This window comes from Streptomyces sp. SID13031 (assembly GCF_010548305.1).
GTDB lineage: Bacteria > Actinomycetota > Actinomycetes > Propionibacteriales > Kribbellaceae > Kribbella.
The window spans coordinates 163,320-182,030 of the sequence record NZ_JAAGLV010000014.1 but is presented as its reverse complement, the minus strand read 5'-3'; the positions used below and the strand labels follow the sequence as shown (position 1 = coordinate 182,030).

General features: G+C 68.0%; 18 protein-coding genes. 17 read left to right on the top strand and 1 reads right to left on the bottom strand.

Features of this window, described 5'->3' with window-relative positions:
* Positions 1-110: 110 nt before the first annotated feature.
* The 3 genes from G3I17_RS26870 (at position 111) to G3I17_RS26860 (ending at position 3,220) form a co-directional block, all read left to right on the top strand.
* Complete coding sequence (locus G3I17_RS26870; RefSeq protein WP_203590787.1) at positions 111-2,120, top strand: aldo/keto reductase; 2,010 nt, start codon at positions 111-113, stop codon at positions 2,118-2,120.
* Positions 2,121-2,193: 73 nt separating this feature from the next.
* Positions 2,194-2,415: a 50S ribosomal protein L28 gene (gene rpmB / locus G3I17_RS26865; protein ID WP_164600372.1), complete on the top strand. Its 222-nt coding sequence runs from the start codon at positions 2,194-2,196 to the stop codon at positions 2,413-2,415.
* Between the two features lie 160 nt (positions 2,416-2,575).
* The gene (locus tag G3I17_RS26860; RefSeq protein ID WP_164600371.1) at positions 2,576-3,220 is read left to right on the top strand and encodes a hypothetical protein; all 645 of its coding nucleotides are present in this window, start codon (positions 2,576-2,578) and stop codon (positions 3,218-3,220) included.
* A gap of 124 nt (positions 3,221-3,344) precedes the next feature.
* On the opposite strand, the gene G3I17_RS26855 is transcribed toward G3I17_RS26860, so the two are convergent.
* Positions 3,345-4,349 (bottom strand): SAM-dependent methyltransferase, encoded by a 1,005-nt coding sequence (locus G3I17_RS26855; RefSeq protein ID WP_203590786.1) that lies wholly within the window; start codon positions 4,347-4,349, stop codon positions 3,345-3,347.
* A 39-nt stretch (positions 4,350-4,388) separates the two neighbouring features.
* Between G3I17_RS26855 and G3I17_RS26850 the strand changes: the two genes are divergently transcribed.
* The 14 genes from G3I17_RS26850 to G3I17_RS26785 all read left to right on the top strand — a co-directional run bounded on the left by G3I17_RS26850 (position 4,389) and on the right by G3I17_RS26785 (position 18,689).
* Positions 4,389-6,044 (top strand): DAK2 domain-containing protein, encoded by a 1,656-nt coding sequence (locus tag G3I17_RS26850; RefSeq protein ID WP_343238428.1) that lies wholly within the window; start codon positions 4,389-4,391, stop codon positions 6,042-6,044.
* Positions 6,041-8,290, top strand: coding sequence for an ATP-dependent DNA helicase RecG (recG, locus tag G3I17_RS26845; RefSeq protein ID WP_164600370.1), 2,250 nt, complete (start codon positions 6,041-6,043; stop codon positions 8,288-8,290). Before G3I17_RS26850 ends, recG begins: the two co-directional genes overlap by 4 nt.
* Entirely contained in the window at positions 8,287-8,850 is a 564-nt protein-coding gene (rsmD, locus tag G3I17_RS26840; RefSeq protein WP_164600369.1) for a 16S rRNA (guanine(966)-N(2))-methyltransferase RsmD, read from the top strand. The genes recG and rsmD overlap by 4 nt, the downstream gene beginning before the upstream one ends.
* Positions 8,843-9,313, top strand: a complete 471-nt coding sequence (gene coaD / locus G3I17_RS26835) for a pantetheine-phosphate adenylyltransferase (protein ID WP_164600368.1) — start codon at positions 8,843-8,845, stop codon at positions 9,311-9,313. The genes rsmD and coaD overlap by 8 nt, the downstream gene beginning before the upstream one ends.
* Positions 9,314-9,441: 128 nt before the next feature.
* Entirely contained in the window at positions 9,442-9,954 is a 513-nt protein-coding gene (locus tag G3I17_RS26830; RefSeq protein ID WP_343238427.1) for a YceD family protein, read from the top strand.
* Positions 9,955-10,060: 106 nt separating this feature from the next.
* Complete coding sequence (gene rpmF / locus G3I17_RS26825) at positions 10,061-10,252, top strand: 50S ribosomal protein L32 (protein WP_164600366.1); 192 nt, start codon at positions 10,061-10,063, stop codon at positions 10,250-10,252.
* A gap of 64 nt (positions 10,253-10,316) precedes the next feature.
* A complete protein-coding gene (gene rnc / locus G3I17_RS26820) occupies positions 10,317-11,012 on the top strand; it encodes a ribonuclease III (RefSeq protein ID WP_203590814.1) in 696 nt (231 codons plus the stop codon).
* A 1-nt stretch (position 11,013) separates the two neighbouring features.
* Positions 11,014-11,868 (top strand): bifunctional DNA-formamidopyrimidine glycosylase/DNA-(apurinic or apyrimidinic site) lyase, encoded by an 855-nt coding sequence (mutM, locus tag G3I17_RS26815; protein WP_164600365.1) that lies wholly within the window; start codon positions 11,014-11,016, stop codon positions 11,866-11,868.
* Positions 11,869-12,001: 133 nt separating this feature from the next.
* The gene (locus G3I17_RS26810; RefSeq protein ID WP_164600364.1) at positions 12,002-12,202 is read left to right on the top strand and encodes a hypothetical protein; all 201 of its coding nucleotides are present in this window, start codon (positions 12,002-12,004) and stop codon (positions 12,200-12,202) included.
* A gap of 209 nt (positions 12,203-12,411) precedes the next feature.
* Positions 12,412-15,975, top strand: coding sequence for a chromosome segregation protein SMC (gene smc, locus G3I17_RS26805; protein ID WP_203590785.1), 3,564 nt, complete (start codon positions 12,412-12,414; stop codon positions 15,973-15,975).
* 32 nt (positions 15,976-16,007) lie between these two features.
* A complete protein-coding gene (locus G3I17_RS26800; protein WP_164600362.1) occupies positions 16,008-16,301 on the top strand; it encodes a type II toxin-antitoxin system prevent-host-death family antitoxin in 294 nt (97 codons plus the stop codon).
* The gene (locus tag G3I17_RS26795) at positions 16,294-16,698 is read left to right on the top strand and encodes a type II toxin-antitoxin system VapC family toxin (RefSeq protein ID WP_164600361.1); all 405 of its coding nucleotides are present in this window, start codon (positions 16,294-16,296) and stop codon (positions 16,696-16,698) included. The genes G3I17_RS26800 and G3I17_RS26795 overlap by 8 nt, the downstream gene beginning before the upstream one ends.
* A 319-nt stretch (positions 16,699-17,017) precedes the next feature.
* Positions 17,018-17,593 carry a TetR/AcrR family transcriptional regulator gene (locus G3I17_RS26790; protein ID WP_164600360.1) on the top strand — a complete coding sequence of 192 codons (576 nt, stop codon included), beginning with the start codon at positions 17,018-17,020 and terminating at the stop codon, positions 17,591-17,593.
* A gap of 73 nt (positions 17,594-17,666) precedes the next feature.
* Positions 17,667-18,689, top strand: coding sequence for an alcohol dehydrogenase catalytic domain-containing protein (locus G3I17_RS26785; RefSeq protein WP_164600359.1), 1,023 nt, complete (start codon positions 17,667-17,669; stop codon positions 18,687-18,689).
* Positions 18,690-18,711 lie beyond the last annotated feature (22 nt).

The window sequence follows — 18,711 nt, the reverse complement described above, 5'->3', positions numbered from 1 at the left end:
CCCTGATGAGTGTGATTCCGTTGATCGCGTCTTCCTGATCGGTGGCCGCCGTTTCATCGCCGACATCGCCGCCGGTGCCGTGAAGTTCTGACCCAATTGACCGCACCTCGATGAGGGGAACCTCTGTGCAGAACAGCAAGCTCCGCTGGGGAATCCTGGGGACCGGAAACATCGCCTCCCGCTTCGCCAGCCAGGTCCCGGAGTCCGCTTCCGGTGAGCTGGCCGCGGTCGGCAGCCGCAGCCAGGCCTCGGCCGATGCGTTCGGCGACAAGTACGGCATCCCGCACCGGCACGCGTCGTACGACGAACTGCTCGCCGACGAGACCGTCGACGCCGTCTACATCGCCACGCCACATCCACTGCATCCCGAGTGGGCGATCAAGGCGGCCGAGGCGGGCAAACACGTGCTCTGCGAGAAGCCGCTCGCGATCAACCGGTCCTGGGCGGCGGCGATGATCGAGGCCGCGATCCGCAACGACGTCTTCTTGATGGAGGCGTACATGTACCGCTGCCTGCCGCAGACCAAGCTGGTCGCCCAGCTGGTCCGCGACGGGGCGATCGGCAAGGTGCACCAGATCCAGGCGTCGTTCGCGTTCCAGGCGTCGTTCAACGCCGGGAGCCGGATCTTCGCCGACGAGATGGCGGGCGGCGGCATCCTCGACGTAGGCGGGTACCCGGTCTCGTACGCGCGGCTGATCGCCGGCGCCGCCATCGGAGCGCCGTACGCCGATCCGGCGGCAGTGACCGCGGTCGGTCAGGTCGGCGAGACCGGCGCCGACGAGTGGTCGGTCGCGACGCTCTTCTTCGACAGCGGGATGACCGCCCAGGTCAGCACCGGCGTCCGGCTGAGCGACGAGAACCGGGTCCGGGTGCTGGGCAGCGAGGGGTACCTCGTGATCGAGGACCCGTGGTTCGGCGGCGACGGCAAGCCGACCCACATCACGCTGCACAAGGTGGGGGAGGAGCCGCGCGACATCTCGGCGGACCCGGCCTTCATCTACACGGCCGAGGCGGATGCGGTCGCGGCGGCGATCGAGCAGCGCCAGGCACCCGAGATGTCCTGGGCCGACACGCTCGGCAATCTCGAAGTACAGGACGAGTGGCGCAAGCTGATCGGGCAGCAGTACTCGAGCGAGCGCGACGACGTGCTGATCCCGACCACGACCGGGCGGCCGCTGGTACGGCGTGACGATGCGCCGATGACGTACGGGGAGGTACCGGGGCTCGGCAAGCAGGTGTCGCGGCTGGTGATGGGCGTCGACAACCAGTTGACGCTGCCGCACGCGGCGACGATGTTCGACGACTTCGTCGAGCGCGGCGGGACGACCTTCGACACGGCGTACATCTACGGCGGCGGGCGCGGCGAGAAGCTGCTCGGGCAGTGGATCAAGTCGCGCGGCAACCGGGACGAGCTCGTCGTGATCGGGAAGGGTGCGCACACGCCGCACTGCGACCCGGAGTCGATCACGCGGCAGCTCTTCGAGTCGCTGGAGCGGCTGCAGACGGATCACGTCGACCTCTATCTGATGCACCGCGACAACGAGTCGATCCCGGTGGGGGAGTTCGTCGACGTCCTCGACTCGCATTTCCAGGCCGGCCGGATCAAGGCGTACGGCGGCTCCAACTGGACGACGGCGCGCTTCGACGAGGCCAACGCGTATGCCGAGGCTCATGGGAAGCAGCCGTTCACGTTGCTGAGCAACCACCTCAGCCTGGCCCGCGCGTACGACGTACCGTGGGCCGGCTGCCGTCATGTCAGCGATGACGAGTCCCAGGCGTGGCTGCGGGAGCGGCAGGTCGCGCTGTTCCCGTGGTCGAGCCAGGCGCGCGGATTCTTCACCGGGCGGGCCAAGCCGGCGGACCGGTCCGACGAGGAGCTGGTGCGCTGCTTCTACTCCGACGGCAACTTCGAGCGACTCCGGCGTGCTGAGGAACTGGCGGGCAAGTATGGTGTGGGTGCGACGGCGATCGCGCTGGCCTGGCTGTTGCACCAGCCGTACCCGGTGTTCCCGCTGATCGGACCGCGCCAGCTCAGCGAGACGCGGACCTCGTTGCCCGGCTTGTCGGTGGAGTTGTCGGCCCAGGATGTGGCCTGGCTAACAGCCGCCGACCTCGGCTGACACCGAATTGGTGGACGCATCACCGGCTGTGTAACATGGTCTGTCGGCGTCTCGACCCTAAACACGGAGAATCATGTCTAAAGTTTGCGATATCTGCGACAAGAAGCCGATGTTCGGCAAAAGTGTTGCCCGGCTCGGCAAGGGCGCGATGATCCGTCGGGTCAAGGCTCGTACGAACCGTCGGTTCAACCCCAACATTCAGCCGATCCGCGCGATGATCAAGGGCACGCCCACGAAGCTGAAGGTCTGCACGTCCTGCATCAAGGCGGGCAAGGTTCAGCGCGTCGTCGGCTAGAACTTCCGGCCTCCAGTAGGCCGACCTCCGTGTAGGGCCCCAGAGGCGCCCGGGATCTCCCGGGCGCCTACTGCTGTTCCGTCACTCTCCGCTATGGACGCCGCTCAGGTTTTGGGTCCAAGGTGGGGCCTTCACTTTTTCGCATGTGGGGGGAACCACAGTGGACCAGACGACGACGCGTCAGCCTGCCGAAAACCCGGCCAAGGACGATGCCTGGCATCGGCATCCGGCCCTGCTCGCGGTCATTCCGCTGGTCGGGATCCTCGCCGGCGCGGTGGCCACCGTTCTCGCCGGCCAGAACGGCAAGCTCCCGGAGGGCATCAACCCGGCTCCGCCGGCGACCACGGTCGTGGCGCTGCAGACCACCACAGTCACCGTCACCACGACTCAGACGGTCACCGAGACGCCGACTCCCGACCCGACCTCCGGCTCGACAGTCGCCCCGCCGGTCGAGGAGACCTCCTCGGCGCCGGTGCCACCACCGAGTGATTTGTCGATCGTCCTCGACCTGTCACGCGGCCCCGGCAAGGTCGGGCCGACCGAGTACTTGAGGGGATTCGCGCCCTACGTCTACGCCGAAGTGCGGGACGCCTCCGGAATGAAGCAGTACACAGGGTGCTATCCGTCCTGGGTGCTCAAGCGAGACTCGGTGACCATCCTCACCGACCGAGCCTCGACCTGTGAGGACAAGTTCCAGCTCGCCAAGGACTCACTCTCGGTCAAGGGGAAGTACCAGGTGATCATCAACGCAAGGCTGGACACCGGGCCGACCGGTACCAAGACCCTGAACTTCACCGTGATCTGACTTATCCGGCCGGGGTGAACCAGGTTCGGACCGACCGTCGGACAGCCAGCAGGAGGACGACTGCGAGGCCGATGACGGCGGCGATGGGTGGGTGGGAGCCGCGACTTAGGAGCTGCGTGGGGAGTTACCTGGCGCGGGCGATGACCGTCAGTTCGTTGCGGTTGTGGTGGAGTTGACGGGCGGCTTGGATGTCGTACTCCTTGCGGAGGACGTCCATGCCTCGGCGGGCTGCGTCGAGGGGGTTTCGGCCGCCGCCTTTGAGGGTGATCACCGCCAGGGCGCCTCGGTGGAGGTGGGGGATGGCGTCGAGCATGACTCGGGCGCTCAGGATCTGGTCCATCCGCATGTCGTTGACCACCACGTCGAAGCGAATCTGGTTGCGGCGGAAGAACTCGCCGGCTGTGGTGGCGACGTGATGCACGCCACGGTCGGCGGTCACCCGGCGGTCCAGCTCGCCGGGGTCGACGGACCAGACCTCCTGGCCGTGCTGGCGCAGGATGCGCGTCCAGCCGCCGGGACTCGCGCCGAGGTCGAGTGCCTTGCCGCCGTCGGGCAACCGCAGGTCGAAGGTCTGGATGGCCTCCTCCAGCTTGAACTCCGACCGCGATACCCGCTCGTCCGCCCGCGCCAGCCGCATCCGCCCGCCCGGCCAGTCCGACAGGCTGTGCTCGAGCCGGTTCAGCCCGATCACCACGCTCTTCTTCGAGGCGAAGCAGGAGACGACCAGCTCCTGACCCGACCGGCTGACCCCGATCCCACGAGCGCCCAGAGCGTCTTCCAGCAGGTGGTAGTACGACCCGCCGCTGCTGGCGCCATCCGTCCACGTCTGTACTGCGAGGGCCTGCGGATGGCGTGGCAATTCGGCCAGGATCAGCTCCGCCAGCTCGTGTCCCGCCGGCACCTCAGCCACCCCGAAGCTCGCGAGCTCGGTGGTCAGATGCCGCACGAACACGATCCGCCCGTCGTTGCAGGCCGCCGCCAGCTCCTCCACCGAGGGCCCGTCCGCGACGATCCGCCCGAGGTCCCCGCTGACCCGTTCGACCTTCACCCGAGGCCCGAACTCGTCCCGGATCTCACGGACCGCCAGGTCATAGCTGTCGGTAGCCACCGAGAAGAGCAATGCGAGCACGCCACATACTAAGCGGCCGAACCAGTTAGCCTTCCCGGCGTGGACGTGAGTGGAGAGGTGCTGACGACAGCGGTACTGCGAGCCTGGGCCCGTACTGCGCTGTCCGAGCTCGGGCGCGCCCGGGTCGAGATCGACGAGCTCAACGTGTACCCGGTCCCGGACGGAGACACCGGTACCAACCTGTACCTGACCTGGGAAGCCGCCTGCGAGGCCCTCCCAGAGGGCGAACTCACCTTCGCCGAAGCAGTCCAAGCCTTCGGCCGCGGAGCCCTCCTGGGCGCCCGCGGCAACTCCGGCGTGATCACCTCGCAGCTGGTCCGCGCCTGCGGCCTCCGCCTCGCGGAGAACCTCCCGAGAGACCAGGACACCTCGAGTGGGGTGCTGGCGGACGCTCGGATGAGTGAGGCCGTCGCCTTTGCCGACGCCCTCGTGTTCGCGGCTGATGCTGCCTACAGCGCCGTGGCACAGCCGGTGGAGGGCACCATGCTCACGGTTGCCCGGCAGGCCGCCAACGCGGCTCTGGAGGCGGCCAACGACGGGCAGGGCCTGGCCGAGGTCTGCCTGGCGGCAGTGGCCGCCGCACGGGTCGCGCTGACCAAGACGACCGAGCAGTTGGAGGTACTACGCCGCGCAGGCGTGGTCGACGCAGGCGGCGCCGGCCTGGTGGTGATTCTGGGCGCCATGGAGTCGGTCCTCTCCGGGCGAGGCCCTGCAGCGACCAGTGGCGTCCCAGCGCGGGTACCACCGCAGGAGGCGAGCATCCCGGGCGAGGCCGGTACCGACCTGGATCCAGACGGACCGGCGTACGAGGTGATGTACCTCCTGGAGGCGCCCGACGAGCAGATTGGCGACTTCCGCCAGCAGCTCGCCGGGCTGGGCGACTCAGTCGTCGTGGTTGGCGGTGACGAGCTCTGGAACGTCCACGTGCACACCGATGACGTCGGCGCGACTATCGAGCTCGGCATCGGGATCGGACGGCCGTACCGGATCAGGGTCACCCATTTCGCCGACATGGCCCATCGCGAGCCGGTCCCGAACCGGGCGGTGATCGCTGTCGCGGCCGGCGACGGGCTGGCGGCGCTGTTCACCGAGGCGGGCGCAGTGGTCGTACAAGGCGGCCCGGGACGCCGGTGCTCGACGGGCGAGCTGCTGAAGGCGATAGAGCGCTCCGGCGCCCCGGAGATCGTGCTGCTCCCGAACGACAACGACTCCATCGCGGTGGCTGAGGCAGCGGCCACGGCCGCGCGCCAGGACGGCATACGGGTAGCTGTCATCCCGACCCGTGCGCAGGTACAAGGGCTCGCGGCGATCGCGGTGCATGACCCCGAGCGAAGCTTCGACGACGCCGTCGTGCAACTGTCGGCTGCCGCCGGGCAGACCCGGCACGGCGCGGTGACGATCGCCGTGAAGGACGCCTGGACGATGGCCGGCACCTGCCGGATCGGCGACGCGCTCGGCGTGGTGGACGGCGACTTCACGCTCATCACCGATGATCTGAAGACCGCCGCGACCGGTGTCGTGGATCGCCTGCTGGGCGGTGGTGGTGAGCTGATGACCGTGGTCACCGGGCGCGAGGTGGATGCGGAACTGGTCGACGCCGTGGTGCGGCACGTGCGGCGGATTCGCCGGGATGTCGATGTCGTGGTGTACGACGGTGGTCAGGAAAGGTACCCGTTGCTGATCGGGGTGGAATGAAGACCGACATCGACCGTAAGCTCCGCGACTTCATCGGGGCGAAGACGGCCAAGAGCTTCTCCGAGGTGCTCGGGATCGAGACCGTCGGCGAGCTGCTGCGGCACTACCCGCGGCGGTATCTGAAGAAGGGTGAGCTGACCCCGTTCGACGAGCTGGAGGTCGGCGACCAGGCGACCGTCAGCGGGCGGGTCAAGAAGGTGACCGTCCGCTCGCTGGACTCCAAGCAGGAGATCCGGCCGGAGGATGTGCAGAAGTTCCGCCGGCACAAGACGATCACCAAGGTGGTCGTCACCGACGGCCGCAACGATCTCGAGCTCGCCTTCTTCAACCAGCCCTGGCTGGCGAACAAGCTGACCGCCGGTACGGCGGCGCTGTTCTGGGGCGAGGTGACGATGTTCCGCGACATCATGCAGCTCAAGGGCCCGGGCACCGAGATCCTCGACGAGGAGGATCTGAGCGAGGAGGAGATCGAGCGCCGGGCGAAGCCGTTCCGGCCGCTCTACCCGGCCAGCGCGAAGCTGCCGACGGCGACGATCGAGCGCAGCATCAAGATCGTCCTGGACAACCTCGAGGACATCGACGACCCGATCCCCGAGCTGATCCTGCGCAAGGAGAAGCTGATCGGCCTGCGCGAGGCGCTGCAGAAGGTGCACCTGCCGGAGACCGAGAAGGACTGGGAGATCGCGCAGAAGCGGTTCCGGTTCGAGGAAGCCCTGGTGATGCAGACGATCCTGGCCCAGCGCCGGGCCGTCACGGACGCGCTGAAGGCCATCCCGCGCGAGCGCACCAAGGGCGGGCTGCTGGACGAGTTCGACCAACGGCTGCCGTTCAAGCTGACCGACGGGCAGACCGAGATCTGCGACGAGGTCTTCGCGGATATCGCCCGATCGCACCCGATGCACCGGCTGCTCCAGGGCGAGGTGGGCTCGGGCAAGACCGTGGTGGCGCTGCGAGCGATGCTCTCGGTGGTCGACGCCGGTGGCCAGGCGGTGCTGCTAGCCCCGACCGAGGTGCTCGCGACCCAGCACCACAAGACGCTGACCAAGATGCTCGGTGAGCTGGCCGAGCAGGGCATGCTGGGCGGTGCCGACCAGGCGACGCGGGTCGGTCTGCTGACCGGCTCGCTGAACGCGGCAGCGCGGCGTACGGCGATGCTGGACGCGGCCAGTGGCGCTGCGGGGATCGTGGTCGGTACGCACGCACTGCTCGAGGACAAGGTGCAGTTCGCCGATCTGGGGCTGGTCGTCGTCGACGAGCAGCACCGGTTCGGCGTCGAGCAGCGGGCGGCGCTCAGCCAGAAGTCGGGTGACGCGACGCCGCACGTGCTGGTGATGACCGCGACGCCGATCCCGCGGACTGTCGCGATGACCGTCTTCGGTGATCTGGCGGTGTCCACGCTGACCGAGCTGCCCGCCGGGCGGTCGCCGATCATGAGCTCGGTGGTGCCCGCCAAGGAGCGCCCGGCCTGGCTGGAACGCGCCTGGCAGCGGATCCGCGAGGAGGTCGCGAAGGGCCACCAGGCCTATGTCGTCTGCCCGCGGATCGGCGACGACGTGAAGAACGCCGGCGACGAGGAGGGCGAGTTCGCCGCGGGCGCCGAGGACGAGGCCGGTCCTGGGACGAAGAGCAAGCCGCGCCCGGCGATCTCGGTGCTGCAGGTCGCCGAGGTGCTCGAGCAGGTGCTGGGTGACCTGCGGGTGGAGATCCTGCACGGCCGGCTGCCGGCCGACGAGAAGGACTCGGTGATGTCGCGGTTCGCCGCCGGCGAGGTCGACGTGCTGATCGCGACCACCGTGATCGAGGTCGGCGTCGACGTGCCGAACGCCTCGACGATGGTGATCATGGACGCCGACAGATTCGGTATCTCCCAGCTGCACCAGTTGCGCGGCCGCGTCGGCCGGGGCAAGGTGCCTGGGCTCTGTCTGCTGGTCACAGACACCTACCCGACGTCTCCGTCGCGCGCCAGGCTCGATGCGGTGGCGGCGACGAGTGATGGCTTCGAGCTGTCCCGGATCGACCTGGAGAACCGCCGCGAGGGCGACGTCCTGGGGGTGGCCCAGTCCGGCCGCCGGAGCAGTCTCAAGCTGCTCAGCGTGCTGCGCGACGAGGAGATCATCCTGACCGCCCGGCACGTCGCGAACTCGCTCATCTCGGTCGACGCCGAGCTGGCGGAGTACCCAGTACTGCGCTCCTTCGTGCGCAGCGCGCTGGAGTCAGAAGCCACCGACTACCTGGAGAAGACGTGACGCGGATCGTCGGGGGAGTGGCCGGTGGCCGGCGGATCGCCGTACCACCTGGCATCGGAACCAGGCCGACGGCCGATCGGGTCCGGGAAGCGCTTTTCTCTTCCCTGGAAGCCGAATTCGCCGGCCTCGACGGACTGCAGGTCCTCGACCTGTACGCCGGATCGGGCGCGGTCGGCCTGGAGGCGTTGTCACGCGGGGCCAAACGGGTCGTCCTGGTCGAGTCGGACCGGCCGGCCGCCGAGGTGATCGCGGCGAACATCAAGGTGGTCGGGCTGCCCGGCACGACCCTGCTCACCCGGCCGGTCGAGAAGGTTGCCTCGGGCCACAACCCGGGGGAGCCGGTCGACCTGATCTTCGCCGACCCGCCGTACAAGCTGGAAACCGTTGAGCTGCAAGAGGTGCTCACTTCGCTGGTGGCCAACGGATGGGTCGCGGCGGACGCGGTGGTCGTCGTCGAGCGGGCCAAGCGCGAGCCGTGGGAGTGGCCCGAGGGGTTCGCCGCGCTGCGGGATCGCAAGTACGGCGAGGCCCGGCTTTGGTACGGTCACCGCCATGAGTAGGGCTGTGTTCCCCGGGACCTTCGACCCGCCCACCAACGGGCACCTGGACGTGATCGCCCGGGCGGCCGCCGCGTTCGACGAGCTGATCGTCGCGACCGGGGTGAACCAGTCCAAGCACCGCCTGTTCAGCGTCGAGGACCGGCTCGCGATGCTGACCGAGATCGCCGCGCCGTACCCGAACGTCCGGGTCGGCACCTTCGACGGGTTGCTGGTCGACTACTGCCGGGCCGAGAACGCCGGCGTGATCGTCAAGGGGCTGCGTTCGGGCGCCGACTACGACTACGAGCTGCAGATGGCCCAGATGAACCGGAAACTGTCCGGCGTCGACACCGTTTTCCTGCCGACGGCCGCGGAGAACGCTTTCATCTCCTCCAGCCTGGTCAAGGAGATTGCGAGACTCGGTGGTCCGGTAGCCGATTTCCTGCCGCCCAGCGTTCATACAAAGTTGCTCGCCGCGCTCTAGCCTGCCCCGAATTGGGCCAGACGGTGCGGAGTTGGTAATGTTGTCCACTGGTCTTGTTGAGACCGAGATTCTGCCTGCCTACGCCTGAAAGGGATGTCCTGAGCGCCTTGGACCCGCGGTACCCACTCGTGATCGATACCCACGAGCTGTCACGCCGCGCCGGGTCCCAGCGCGAAGTCTCCTTCACGGCACCGGCACCGGAAAATCTCGGAATCGACGTGATCGGCGTCCCCCAAGGCGATCCGATCCAGTTCGATCTACGACTGGAAGCGGTAGTCGAAGGGGTGCTCGTTTCCGGGTCGGCCAGTGGCCGGCTGGTCGGGGAGTGCGCGCGGTGCCTGGTCGATGTCGAGGAGGATTTCCTCGCCGACGTCCAGGAGCTGTACGTCTACCCGGAGAGTGACGCCGAGCCGGACGAGGCCAGCCGGATGGTGGGCGATCTGATCGACCTCGAACCGGCGTTGAGGGACCAGGTGGTGCTCGCACTGCCGTTCCAGCCGTTGTGTACGGACGACTGCCAAGGTCTGTGCCCCGAGTGTGGGGTGCGCCTGGCGGACGAGCCCGGACACAAGCACGAGGACGATGTCGACTCGCGGTGGTCCGCTCTGCAAGGCCTGCTCCCGCAGGACGAACGAAAGTAGTGAACGACCGCAGTACCTGGGCGGTCGTAGTGCCTGATGCAGTTCACCAAGTCACCAGCCAGCCGGCCGGGTCGCAAGCCCCCGGCCGAACCGAGGAGTCATAACCGTGGCCGTTCCGAAGCGGAAGATGTCGCGCAGCAACACCCGGAGCCGCCGGGCCCAGTGGAAGGCCACTGCGCCCTCGCTGGTCACCTGCGTGAACCCCGCCTGCCGCGCGAAGCACCTGCAGCACACCGTTTGCCCGACCTGCGGCCAGTACGGCGCCAAGGGCGAGCGTCGCCAGGTCGTCGAGAGCTAAACGGCACTACCCAGTGAACTCTGCCAACACTGAGTCAATCCCCAGCGGGGGGCTCTACGCCGAGCTGAACCAGCGGCTCGGCGTATCGCTGGCTGACAATTTACTGGAGCACGCCTTCACCCACCGTTCGTTCGCGTACGAGAACGGTGGGTTGCCGACCAATGAGCGGCTGGAGTTCCTCGGGGACTCCGTGCTCGGCGTCATCGTCACGGAGTCGCTGTTCCGCAACCATCCGGACCTCTCCGAGGGCCGGCTCGCCAAGCTGCGCGCCGCTGTGGTCAACATGCGCGCCCTGGCGGGAGTCGCTCGCGAGCTGAAGCTGGGGAAGTATCTCCGGCTCGGCCGCGGCGAGGAAGCCACCGGCGGGCGGGACAAGTCGTCGATCCTGGCCGACTGTGTCGAGGCCCTGATCGGTGCGGTCTACCTCGACCGTGGCTTCGAGGTGGCCGGCGCGGTCGTGCACACGCTGTTCGACGAGCTGATGGAGTCGTCGGCCAGGCTGGGTGCCGGCCTGGACTGGAAGACCAGCCTGCAGGAGCTCGTCGCCCAGCTGGGCGTCGGCGTACCGGAGTACGTGATCGCCGAGTCCGGTCCGGACCACGCCAAGACATTCGAGGCGAAGGTGCGGATCGGCGCGGACACCTACGGGCACGGCATCGGCCGGAGCAAGAAGGAAGCCGAGCAGCAGGCAGCCGAGACCGCCTGGAAGGCGCTCAGAGCAGCCCACCCCAACAGCATAGATCCGTCCCAGCAGCCCTGAGGTGCCCGAGCTTCCCGAAGTAGAGGTCGTTCGCCGCGGACTCGCGGATTTCACCGCCGGGCGGACGATCGACGCCGTCGAGGTGCTGCATCCCCGGCCTGTACGCCGGCATCTCGCCGGGCCGGACGATTTTGTCGCCAAGCTCAAGGGGCAGACGTTCGCGGCCCCGGCGAGGCGTGGGAAGTACCTGTGGCTGCCGCTGGAGTCCGGGGACGCCGTCCTGGCGCACCTGGGGATGAGCGGGCAGTTCCGGGTCCAGCCGGTCGGGGCGCCGGACGAGAAGCACCTGCGGATCCGGTTCCGCTTCGCCGACGACGGCGGAGAGGTCCGTTTTCTGGACCAGCGGATGTTCGGTGGTCTGTCCTACTCCGAGGGTGGCGCCGAGCTGCCCGAGGAGATCGCGCACATCGCCCGCGACCCGTTCGATCCTTTGTTCGACGAGGACCTTTTCGTCACCGCGCTGCGCCGCAAGAAAACCGGTTTGAAGCGGGCGTTGCTCGACCAGACGCTGGTCAGCGGAGTCGGGAACATCTATGCCGACGAGGCTTTGTGGCGGGCCAAGCAGCACTACGCGAAGGCGACCGAGACGATGAAACCCTTGCAGGCAAGGGAAATCCTCGGTCACGCCAAGGCGGTGATGGGCGAGGCGCTGGCGGTCGGTGGTACCAGCTTCGACGCCCTGTATGTCAACGTGAACGGGGAATCCGGCTACTTCGAGCGGGGTCTCGCGGTCTACGGGCAAGAGGATTCGCCCTGCCCGCGCGACGGCCGCCCGATCCGCCGGGAACCGTTCATGAACCGTTCCTCGTTCCGCTGCCCGAAGTGTCAGCCAGTACCGCGACACGCCCGGTGGTGAGCGAGGTATCGTTAATTAAAGTAGCCCAGGTTGACCCAACCTCATCGCGGTGTCACCCTGAAAGACGGCACACATTTCTGCGCTCCGCGGACCAGGGGCGCCACCTGCCAGAACCCTTCCGGAGGACAGCACAATGGCCAAGGCTCTTTTAGGGCATCTTGGAAGCACTGACCCGCGCATGCTCGAGCAGGTACGCCTGCTCAACCGGCGTGTCGCCGATCTGGAGGCGCACGTGATGCGCCTACAGGCTGAAAACGACCATCTGGTCGCAGCCGTACACGACGGGCGTCTGCTGACAGTAGACGAGGCTCTGCGCGAGCCCGCTTCGGTCTGACCCACCGAAGCCGCACCACCCTTACCGACCGCACCACCCACGGCGGTGGCCCCCGTCCGGGCCTCCGCCGCGTTTTCTTGGTCAGCACTGGCTGTTCAGGTAGGTACAGTGTTGAGTGGAACTACTTCCCCCGGTAACGGCAGCGTCACCAGCAGTTACGACGGTTCCTTCGGTATCGTCTGTCCTTTTCACGGGTTGGGAGCCTCGCTTTGTACCTCAAGAGCATGACGCTCCGAGGATTCAAGTCTTTCGCGTCGGCCACGACGATGAACTTCGAACCGGGGATCACCTGCATCGTCGGCCCCAACGGTTCCGGCAAGTCCAACGTCGTCGACGGTCTTGCCTGGGTGATGGGTGAGCAGGGCGTCAAGTCGCTACGTGGCGGCAAGATGGAAGACGTCATCTTCGCCGGTACCTCCGGCCGCCCCCCGCTGGGCCGCGCCGAGGTTGTGCTGACCATCGACAACGCCGACGGCGCGCTGCCGATCGAGTACGCCGAGGTCACCATCTCGCGGACGATGTTCCGCAACGGTGGCTCCGACTACCAGATCAACGGCCAGAACTGCCGGCTGCTCGACGTCCAGGAACTGCTCAGCGACTCCGGTATCGGCCGCGAGATGCACGTCATCGTCGGCCAGGGCCAGCTCGACTCGATCCTGCGCGCGACCCCCGAGGGCCGCCGCGGTTTCGTCGAGGAGGCCGCCGGCGTCCTGAAGCACCGCAAGCGCAAGGAGAAGGCGCTCCGCAAGCTGGAGTCCACCGAGGGCAACGTGCACCGGCTCGGCGACCTGATCGCCGAGATCCGCCGGCAGCTGAAGCCGCTCGGGCGCCAGGCGGAGGTGGCGCGGCGAGCGGTGACCATCCAGGCCGAGGTTCGCGACGGCCGGTCCCGGCTGCTCGCCGACGACATCGTGCAGGCCCAGTCCTCGCTCGAGGCCGAGCTCAAGGACGAGGCCGCGCTGACCGAGAAGCGGTCGCTGCTCGAGGCTTCGTTGCGGGAGGCGCGCGACCTCGAGGCCGAGCTGGAGGACGCACTCCGTACCGATGCACCGGCGCTGCAGGCCGCGCAGGACACGTGGTACTCGCTGTCCGGGTTCGGCGAGAAGATCAAGGGCACCGCGCGGATCGCCGCGGACCGGATCCGGTCGCTCAACGACGAGGCCGAGGAGTCTCGCAGCGGGCGCGACCCCGAGGAGCTCGAGCTGGAGGCCGCCCGGGTCCGTGAGACCGAGGCGCAGATCGAGGCCGAGGTCGAGGCGCACTCCGAGCTACTGCAGCAGGCGATCGAGCACCGGCAGCAGCTGGAGGCCGAGCACGCCGAGGAGGAGCGCCGGATCGCTTCCCTGATCCGGGCCGCCGCCGACCGTCGTGAAGGTTTGGCCCGGCTGACCGGCCAGGTGAACGCGCTGAAGAGCCGCGCGTCCGCTGCCGAGTCCGAGATCGGCCGTCTGGCCACCAATCAGCACGAAGCCGAGGCGCGCGCCGCCAAGGCGCAGCACGACTTCACCGCCCTGGAGACCCAGGTGGCCGGCCTCGACGCCGGTGAGCGGGGTCTCGACGAGGAGTATGAGGCAGCCCAGAGCGTCCTGGACGAGCTGGAGGAGCGCCTCACCAAGCTCCGCGCCGAGGAGCGCGACGCCGAGCGGGAGCGAGCCGGTCTGACCGCTCGCAAGGACGCCCTGGAGATGGGCCTCAACCGCAAGGACGGCGCCGGCGCCCTGCTGGCCGCCTCCGAGCAGATCGCCGGCCTGATGGGCTCTGTCGCCGCGCTGCTGAGCGTTCGCGCGGGGTATGAGACCGCCATCGCCGCAGCGCTGGGCGAGGCCGCTGACGCCGTCGCGGTGACGCATACGCAGGCGGCACTGAACGCTGTCGGGCACCTCAAGGAGCACGACCTCGGCCGCGCCGGGTTGCTCCTCGGAGACGCTCCGGCCGATGACTACGCCAGCTGGCCGCAGTTGCCGTACGGCGCGACGTACGCGGTCGACGTGGTGGACTGCCCCGAGACGCTGCGCCCGGCCCTTCGCCGGCTGCTCCGCAAGGTCGCGGTCGTCGAGGATGTGCCTGCGGCGCGCTCACTGATCCAGCACCTGCCCGATGTCACCACGGCCACCCGCGCGGGCGACGTACTGGGTGCGCACTTCGCGTACGGCGGTTCTGACGCGGCGCCGAGCCTGATCGAGGTTCAGTCCGCCGTCGACGAGGCCAGCGAGAAGCTGACCGAGGCGACTGCCCGGAGCGAGCGGCTGCGTTTCGAGCTGGCCGCGATGGAGGGTGAGCGGGGGAGCCAGAAGCAGTCCGTCGAGATCGCGCTGGCCCGGTTGCACGAGTCGGATGCGTCGATGGCTGCGGTGGCCGAGCAGTTGGCCCAGTTCGGGTCACTGGCGAAGGCGTCCCGTGGCGAGGCGCAGCGGATGGCCGAGGCGATCGCCGCGGCGGGGGAGGAGCGCGACCGGAACCTGTCCGGCCTCGCCGACCTCGAGAAGCGGCTCAGCGACGTCGAGCAGTACGGCGACGACGAGGGTGACGAGCCCGACCCGACCGAGCGCGACCGGCTCGCCGAGGCGGCCAAGGCCGGCCGTGCGGGCGAGATGGAAGCACGGCTCTCACTGCGGACCACAGAGGAGCGTGCGCGGGCCCTGTCCGGCCGGGCCGACTCCCTGGAGCGTGCGGCTCGCCAGGAGCGGGAGGCGCGGGCCCGGGCGATCGCTCGGGCGACCCGGCGGGCCCGGCAGTCCGAGGCCGCGCAGGCGGTCCACCTGGCGGCAGGTCACGTACTGGCCCGCCTGGAGAGCTCACTGCAGCTTGCAGCGACTGAGCGGTCGGCGATCCAGGCTCAGCGCGCCGAGCGCGAGCAGGGGCTGGCGCAGGCTCGCTCCGCGACCCGAAACCTGAGCAGCGAGCTGGAGCAGCTCACCAACACCGTGCACCGCGACGCGCTGGCCCGGGCCGAGCAGAAGATGCGCTTGGAGGCCCTGTACGAGAAGGCGCTGAGCGAGCTGGGCACCGAGGTGGAGGCGCTGGTCGCGGAGTACGGGCCGGATCAGCTGGTACCGCCGCTGCCCAAGGATGGCGACGAGAACACGCTCGAGCTCGAGGGCGAGCCGTTCGACCGGGTCAAGGTGCAGAAGCGGCTGAAGACCGCCGAGCGCGCGCTGGGCCAGCTGGGGCGGATCAACCCGCTCGCGCTGGAGGAGTTCGACGCGATGGAGGAGCGGCACCGCTTCCTCGCCGAGCAGCTCGAGGACCTGAAGAAGTCCCGGCGCGACCTGATGGACATCGTCAAGGAGGTCGACGACCGCGTCGAGCAGGTCTTCACCGAGGCCTACCGCGACGTCGAGGTCGCCTTCGAACACGTCTTCAGCCGCCTGTTCCCCGGCGGCGAAGGCCGACTCGTCCTGACCGACCCGAACGACATGCTCAACACCGGTATCGACGTAGAGGCCCGCCCGCCGGGCAAGAAGGTCAAGCGCCTCTCCCTCCTGTCCGGTGGCGAGCGCTCCCTGGTGGCAGTCGCCTTCCTGGTAGCCCTCTTCAAGGCCCGCCCCTCGCCCTTCTACATCCTCGACGAGGTAGAAGCAGCCCTGGACGACACCAACCTCGGCCGCCTCCTGGAGATCTACGAAGAACTCCGCGAAAACAGCCAGCTCCTCGTCATCACTCACCAGAAACGCACCATGGAGGTAGCCGACGCCCTCTACGGCGTCACGATGCGAGGCGACGGCGTCTCCGCGGTAATCAGCCAACGAATCCGCGAAACCGAACCGGTGTAGCGCGCTGTGTCTCATGGGGCTACGCTGGTCTCATGAAGATCATCACTCAACGCGAGTTCCGGAATCATTCCGCAGCCGTGATGGACTCTGTCGAGGCGGGGGAGACGTACCACATCACCCGGAACGGGACTGAGGTCGCCGAGTTGCGCCCGCTCGGTCGCCGCCGACGGCCGACCGCTGCAGAGCTGATTGCCCAGCACCGACGGCTGCCGCGGATGGATTTCGTGCAGCTGCGCCAGGATGCCGACGAATTCTTCGGTGGCGAGGACCGGATCGGCGATGATTCGACCGGCGGCTCTGACCCCTGGGAACGCGACCGTGGCTGATGGATCGGACACCGGCGTACTGGATACCTGTGTCTACGTCGATCTCGATCTGTTGGAGCTCAGTCATCTTCCGGAGTATCCGGAGCTGACTTCTGTCACGCTGGCGGAGCTTCACCAGGGCATCGCGATGGCCAAAGATGCGGCAACCCGAACTACTCGAACTGAGAAGCTCGGGGCGGCTGTGTCCACCTTCGACCCACTGCCCTTCGACGGTGATGCGGCCGCACGTTACGGCACTTTGGTGGCGTTGGTGGTTGCCGCCGGTCGAGATCCACGGCCTCGGCGGATGGACCTGATGATCGCCGCCATTGCCTCTACCAGAGGCTTGCCGCTATATACGCGCAACGGCAAGGACTTCAAGGGACTCGAAGACGTACTGACGGTGGTGGTGATCTGATTGCCGAGCAGCGTCAGGAGAGCAGCTGGCGGAGCTTGGCGACGGTCTTCGTGATGTCGGCTCGGAGGGCCTTGCGGGCGGGCCAGGCCGGCCTTGAGTGGGCGGCGGGCCTCGTTGTACTGGCCGCGTTCTACCTTGATGAAGGCCAGGCGTTGCATCGCCCAGCCGTTCTCGGGGGGTGAGGGCGAGGACGGCGCGTCGATGCCCTCGTCCGACCACCACTGGCCGGCCCCCTCGGAGTCCTCGCCGGGTCCCCACCCATAAGTCGTGGTCGAGGACCTTCCTTGACAAGGCTAAGACGGGCGGTCATATTGGGGACATGGCAAGGCGGAGTATGCGGGAAGAGATCGTCGAGGCGGCGCTGGCTCAGTTTCATGAGCGGGGCTTCAATGCGGCGGCGGTGAAGGACATCACGGACCGGGCGGGTGTGCCGAAGGGGTCGTTCTACAACCACTTCGAGAGCAAGGTAGCGCTCGCGATCGTGGCGCTGCAGCGCTACGGCGACGGCCGGCGGCTGGGGGACCTGGCGGACAAGTCAGTGGAGCCGGTGGCCCGGATCCGGGCGCATTTCGAGTTCCTCCGGGACGAGGTGATCAGTTTCGGGATCACCCGGGGCTGCCTGCTCGGCAACTTCGGGACTGAGATCGTCGACCACAGTGAGGCCATCCGGATCGGTGTCCGCACCGGCCTGGAGGTCTGGGGCGGACTGCTCGCCGGCGCGATCGCCGAGGGGCAGGAGGCCGGGAGTATCCCCAAGGAGCTCAATGCGGACCAGACCGCGCGCTACCTGCTCAGCGCCTGGGAAGGCACCCTGATCCAGGCTCGCGCCTACAAGTCGACAGAACCCTTCGACAGCTTCTTCCAGCTGACCTTCACCAGCCTGTTCAAGGGCTGATATCGGACCCCTCGACGAGAGGGGTTCTCTTTTGACCACTTCAAGATGACCGACCGTCTTAGGAGCCTGCAGGATGACCATCACCTATCGCGCAGTACACGCCACCGAGGGCGTCTTCAGCCTCGTCGAGCGTGAGCTCACCGACCCCGGCGCTGGTGAGGTCCGGATTGCCGTCGAGGCCTGCGGCATTTGCCACAGCGACGTCGCCGGCGTCGGCAACCTGTTCCACCACCACCCGGTCGGTACGCCGATCGTCCCCGGCCACGAGGTGGTCGGGCGGGTGGACGCGCTCGGCGCCGGCGTCACCACCTGGACCGTCGGCCAACGGGTCGGCGTCGGCTACCTCGGCGGCCACTGCGGCGTCTGCGAGTCCTGCCGCCGCGGCGAGTTCGTCTACTGCACCGACCAGCAGATCCTCGGCGACTCGATCGACGGCGGATACGCGGAGTACGTGACGACCCGGGCCACCGGGCTGGTCGCAGTACCGGATGAGTTCGACGCGCTCGAGGCGGCTCCGCTGCTGTGCGCCGGTATCACCGTCTACAACGCGCTGCGTAAGTCGGACCTGTGGCCCGGCGACCTGGTCGCGATCCAGGGCATCGGCGGCCTCGGCCACCTGGCCATCCAGTACGCCGCCAAGCTCGGCCTCCGCGTCGTCGCCATCGCTCGCGGCGAGGACAAGCGTGAGCTGGCACTGAAGCTCGGTGCGACCGAGTACATCGACAGCACGGCGATCGACCAGGCCGCGGCGCTGCAGGCGCTCGGTGGCGCCAAGGTGATCATCCCGACGGCGTCCAGTGGCGCGTCGATGACGCCGCTGCTCGACGGTCTCGTCCGGGGCGGCAAGTTGATGGTCGTCGGTGCCGGGACGGACCCGATCGAGGTTCCGACCGGCCAGTTGCTGTTCGGGAACAAGACCATCGAGGGGTCGCTCACGGGCACCCCGCTGGAGAACGAGGAGAGCCTCGCGTTCAGCCTCGCCCACGACGTCCGGCCGATGATCGAGCCGGTCGGACTTGAGGAAGCGGCCGAGGCGTATGCCCGGATGCTGTCCGGCGCGGCGCGCTTCCGGATGGTCCTCAGCATCAAGAACTGAAGCACCGAAAATCCAAGAGGGG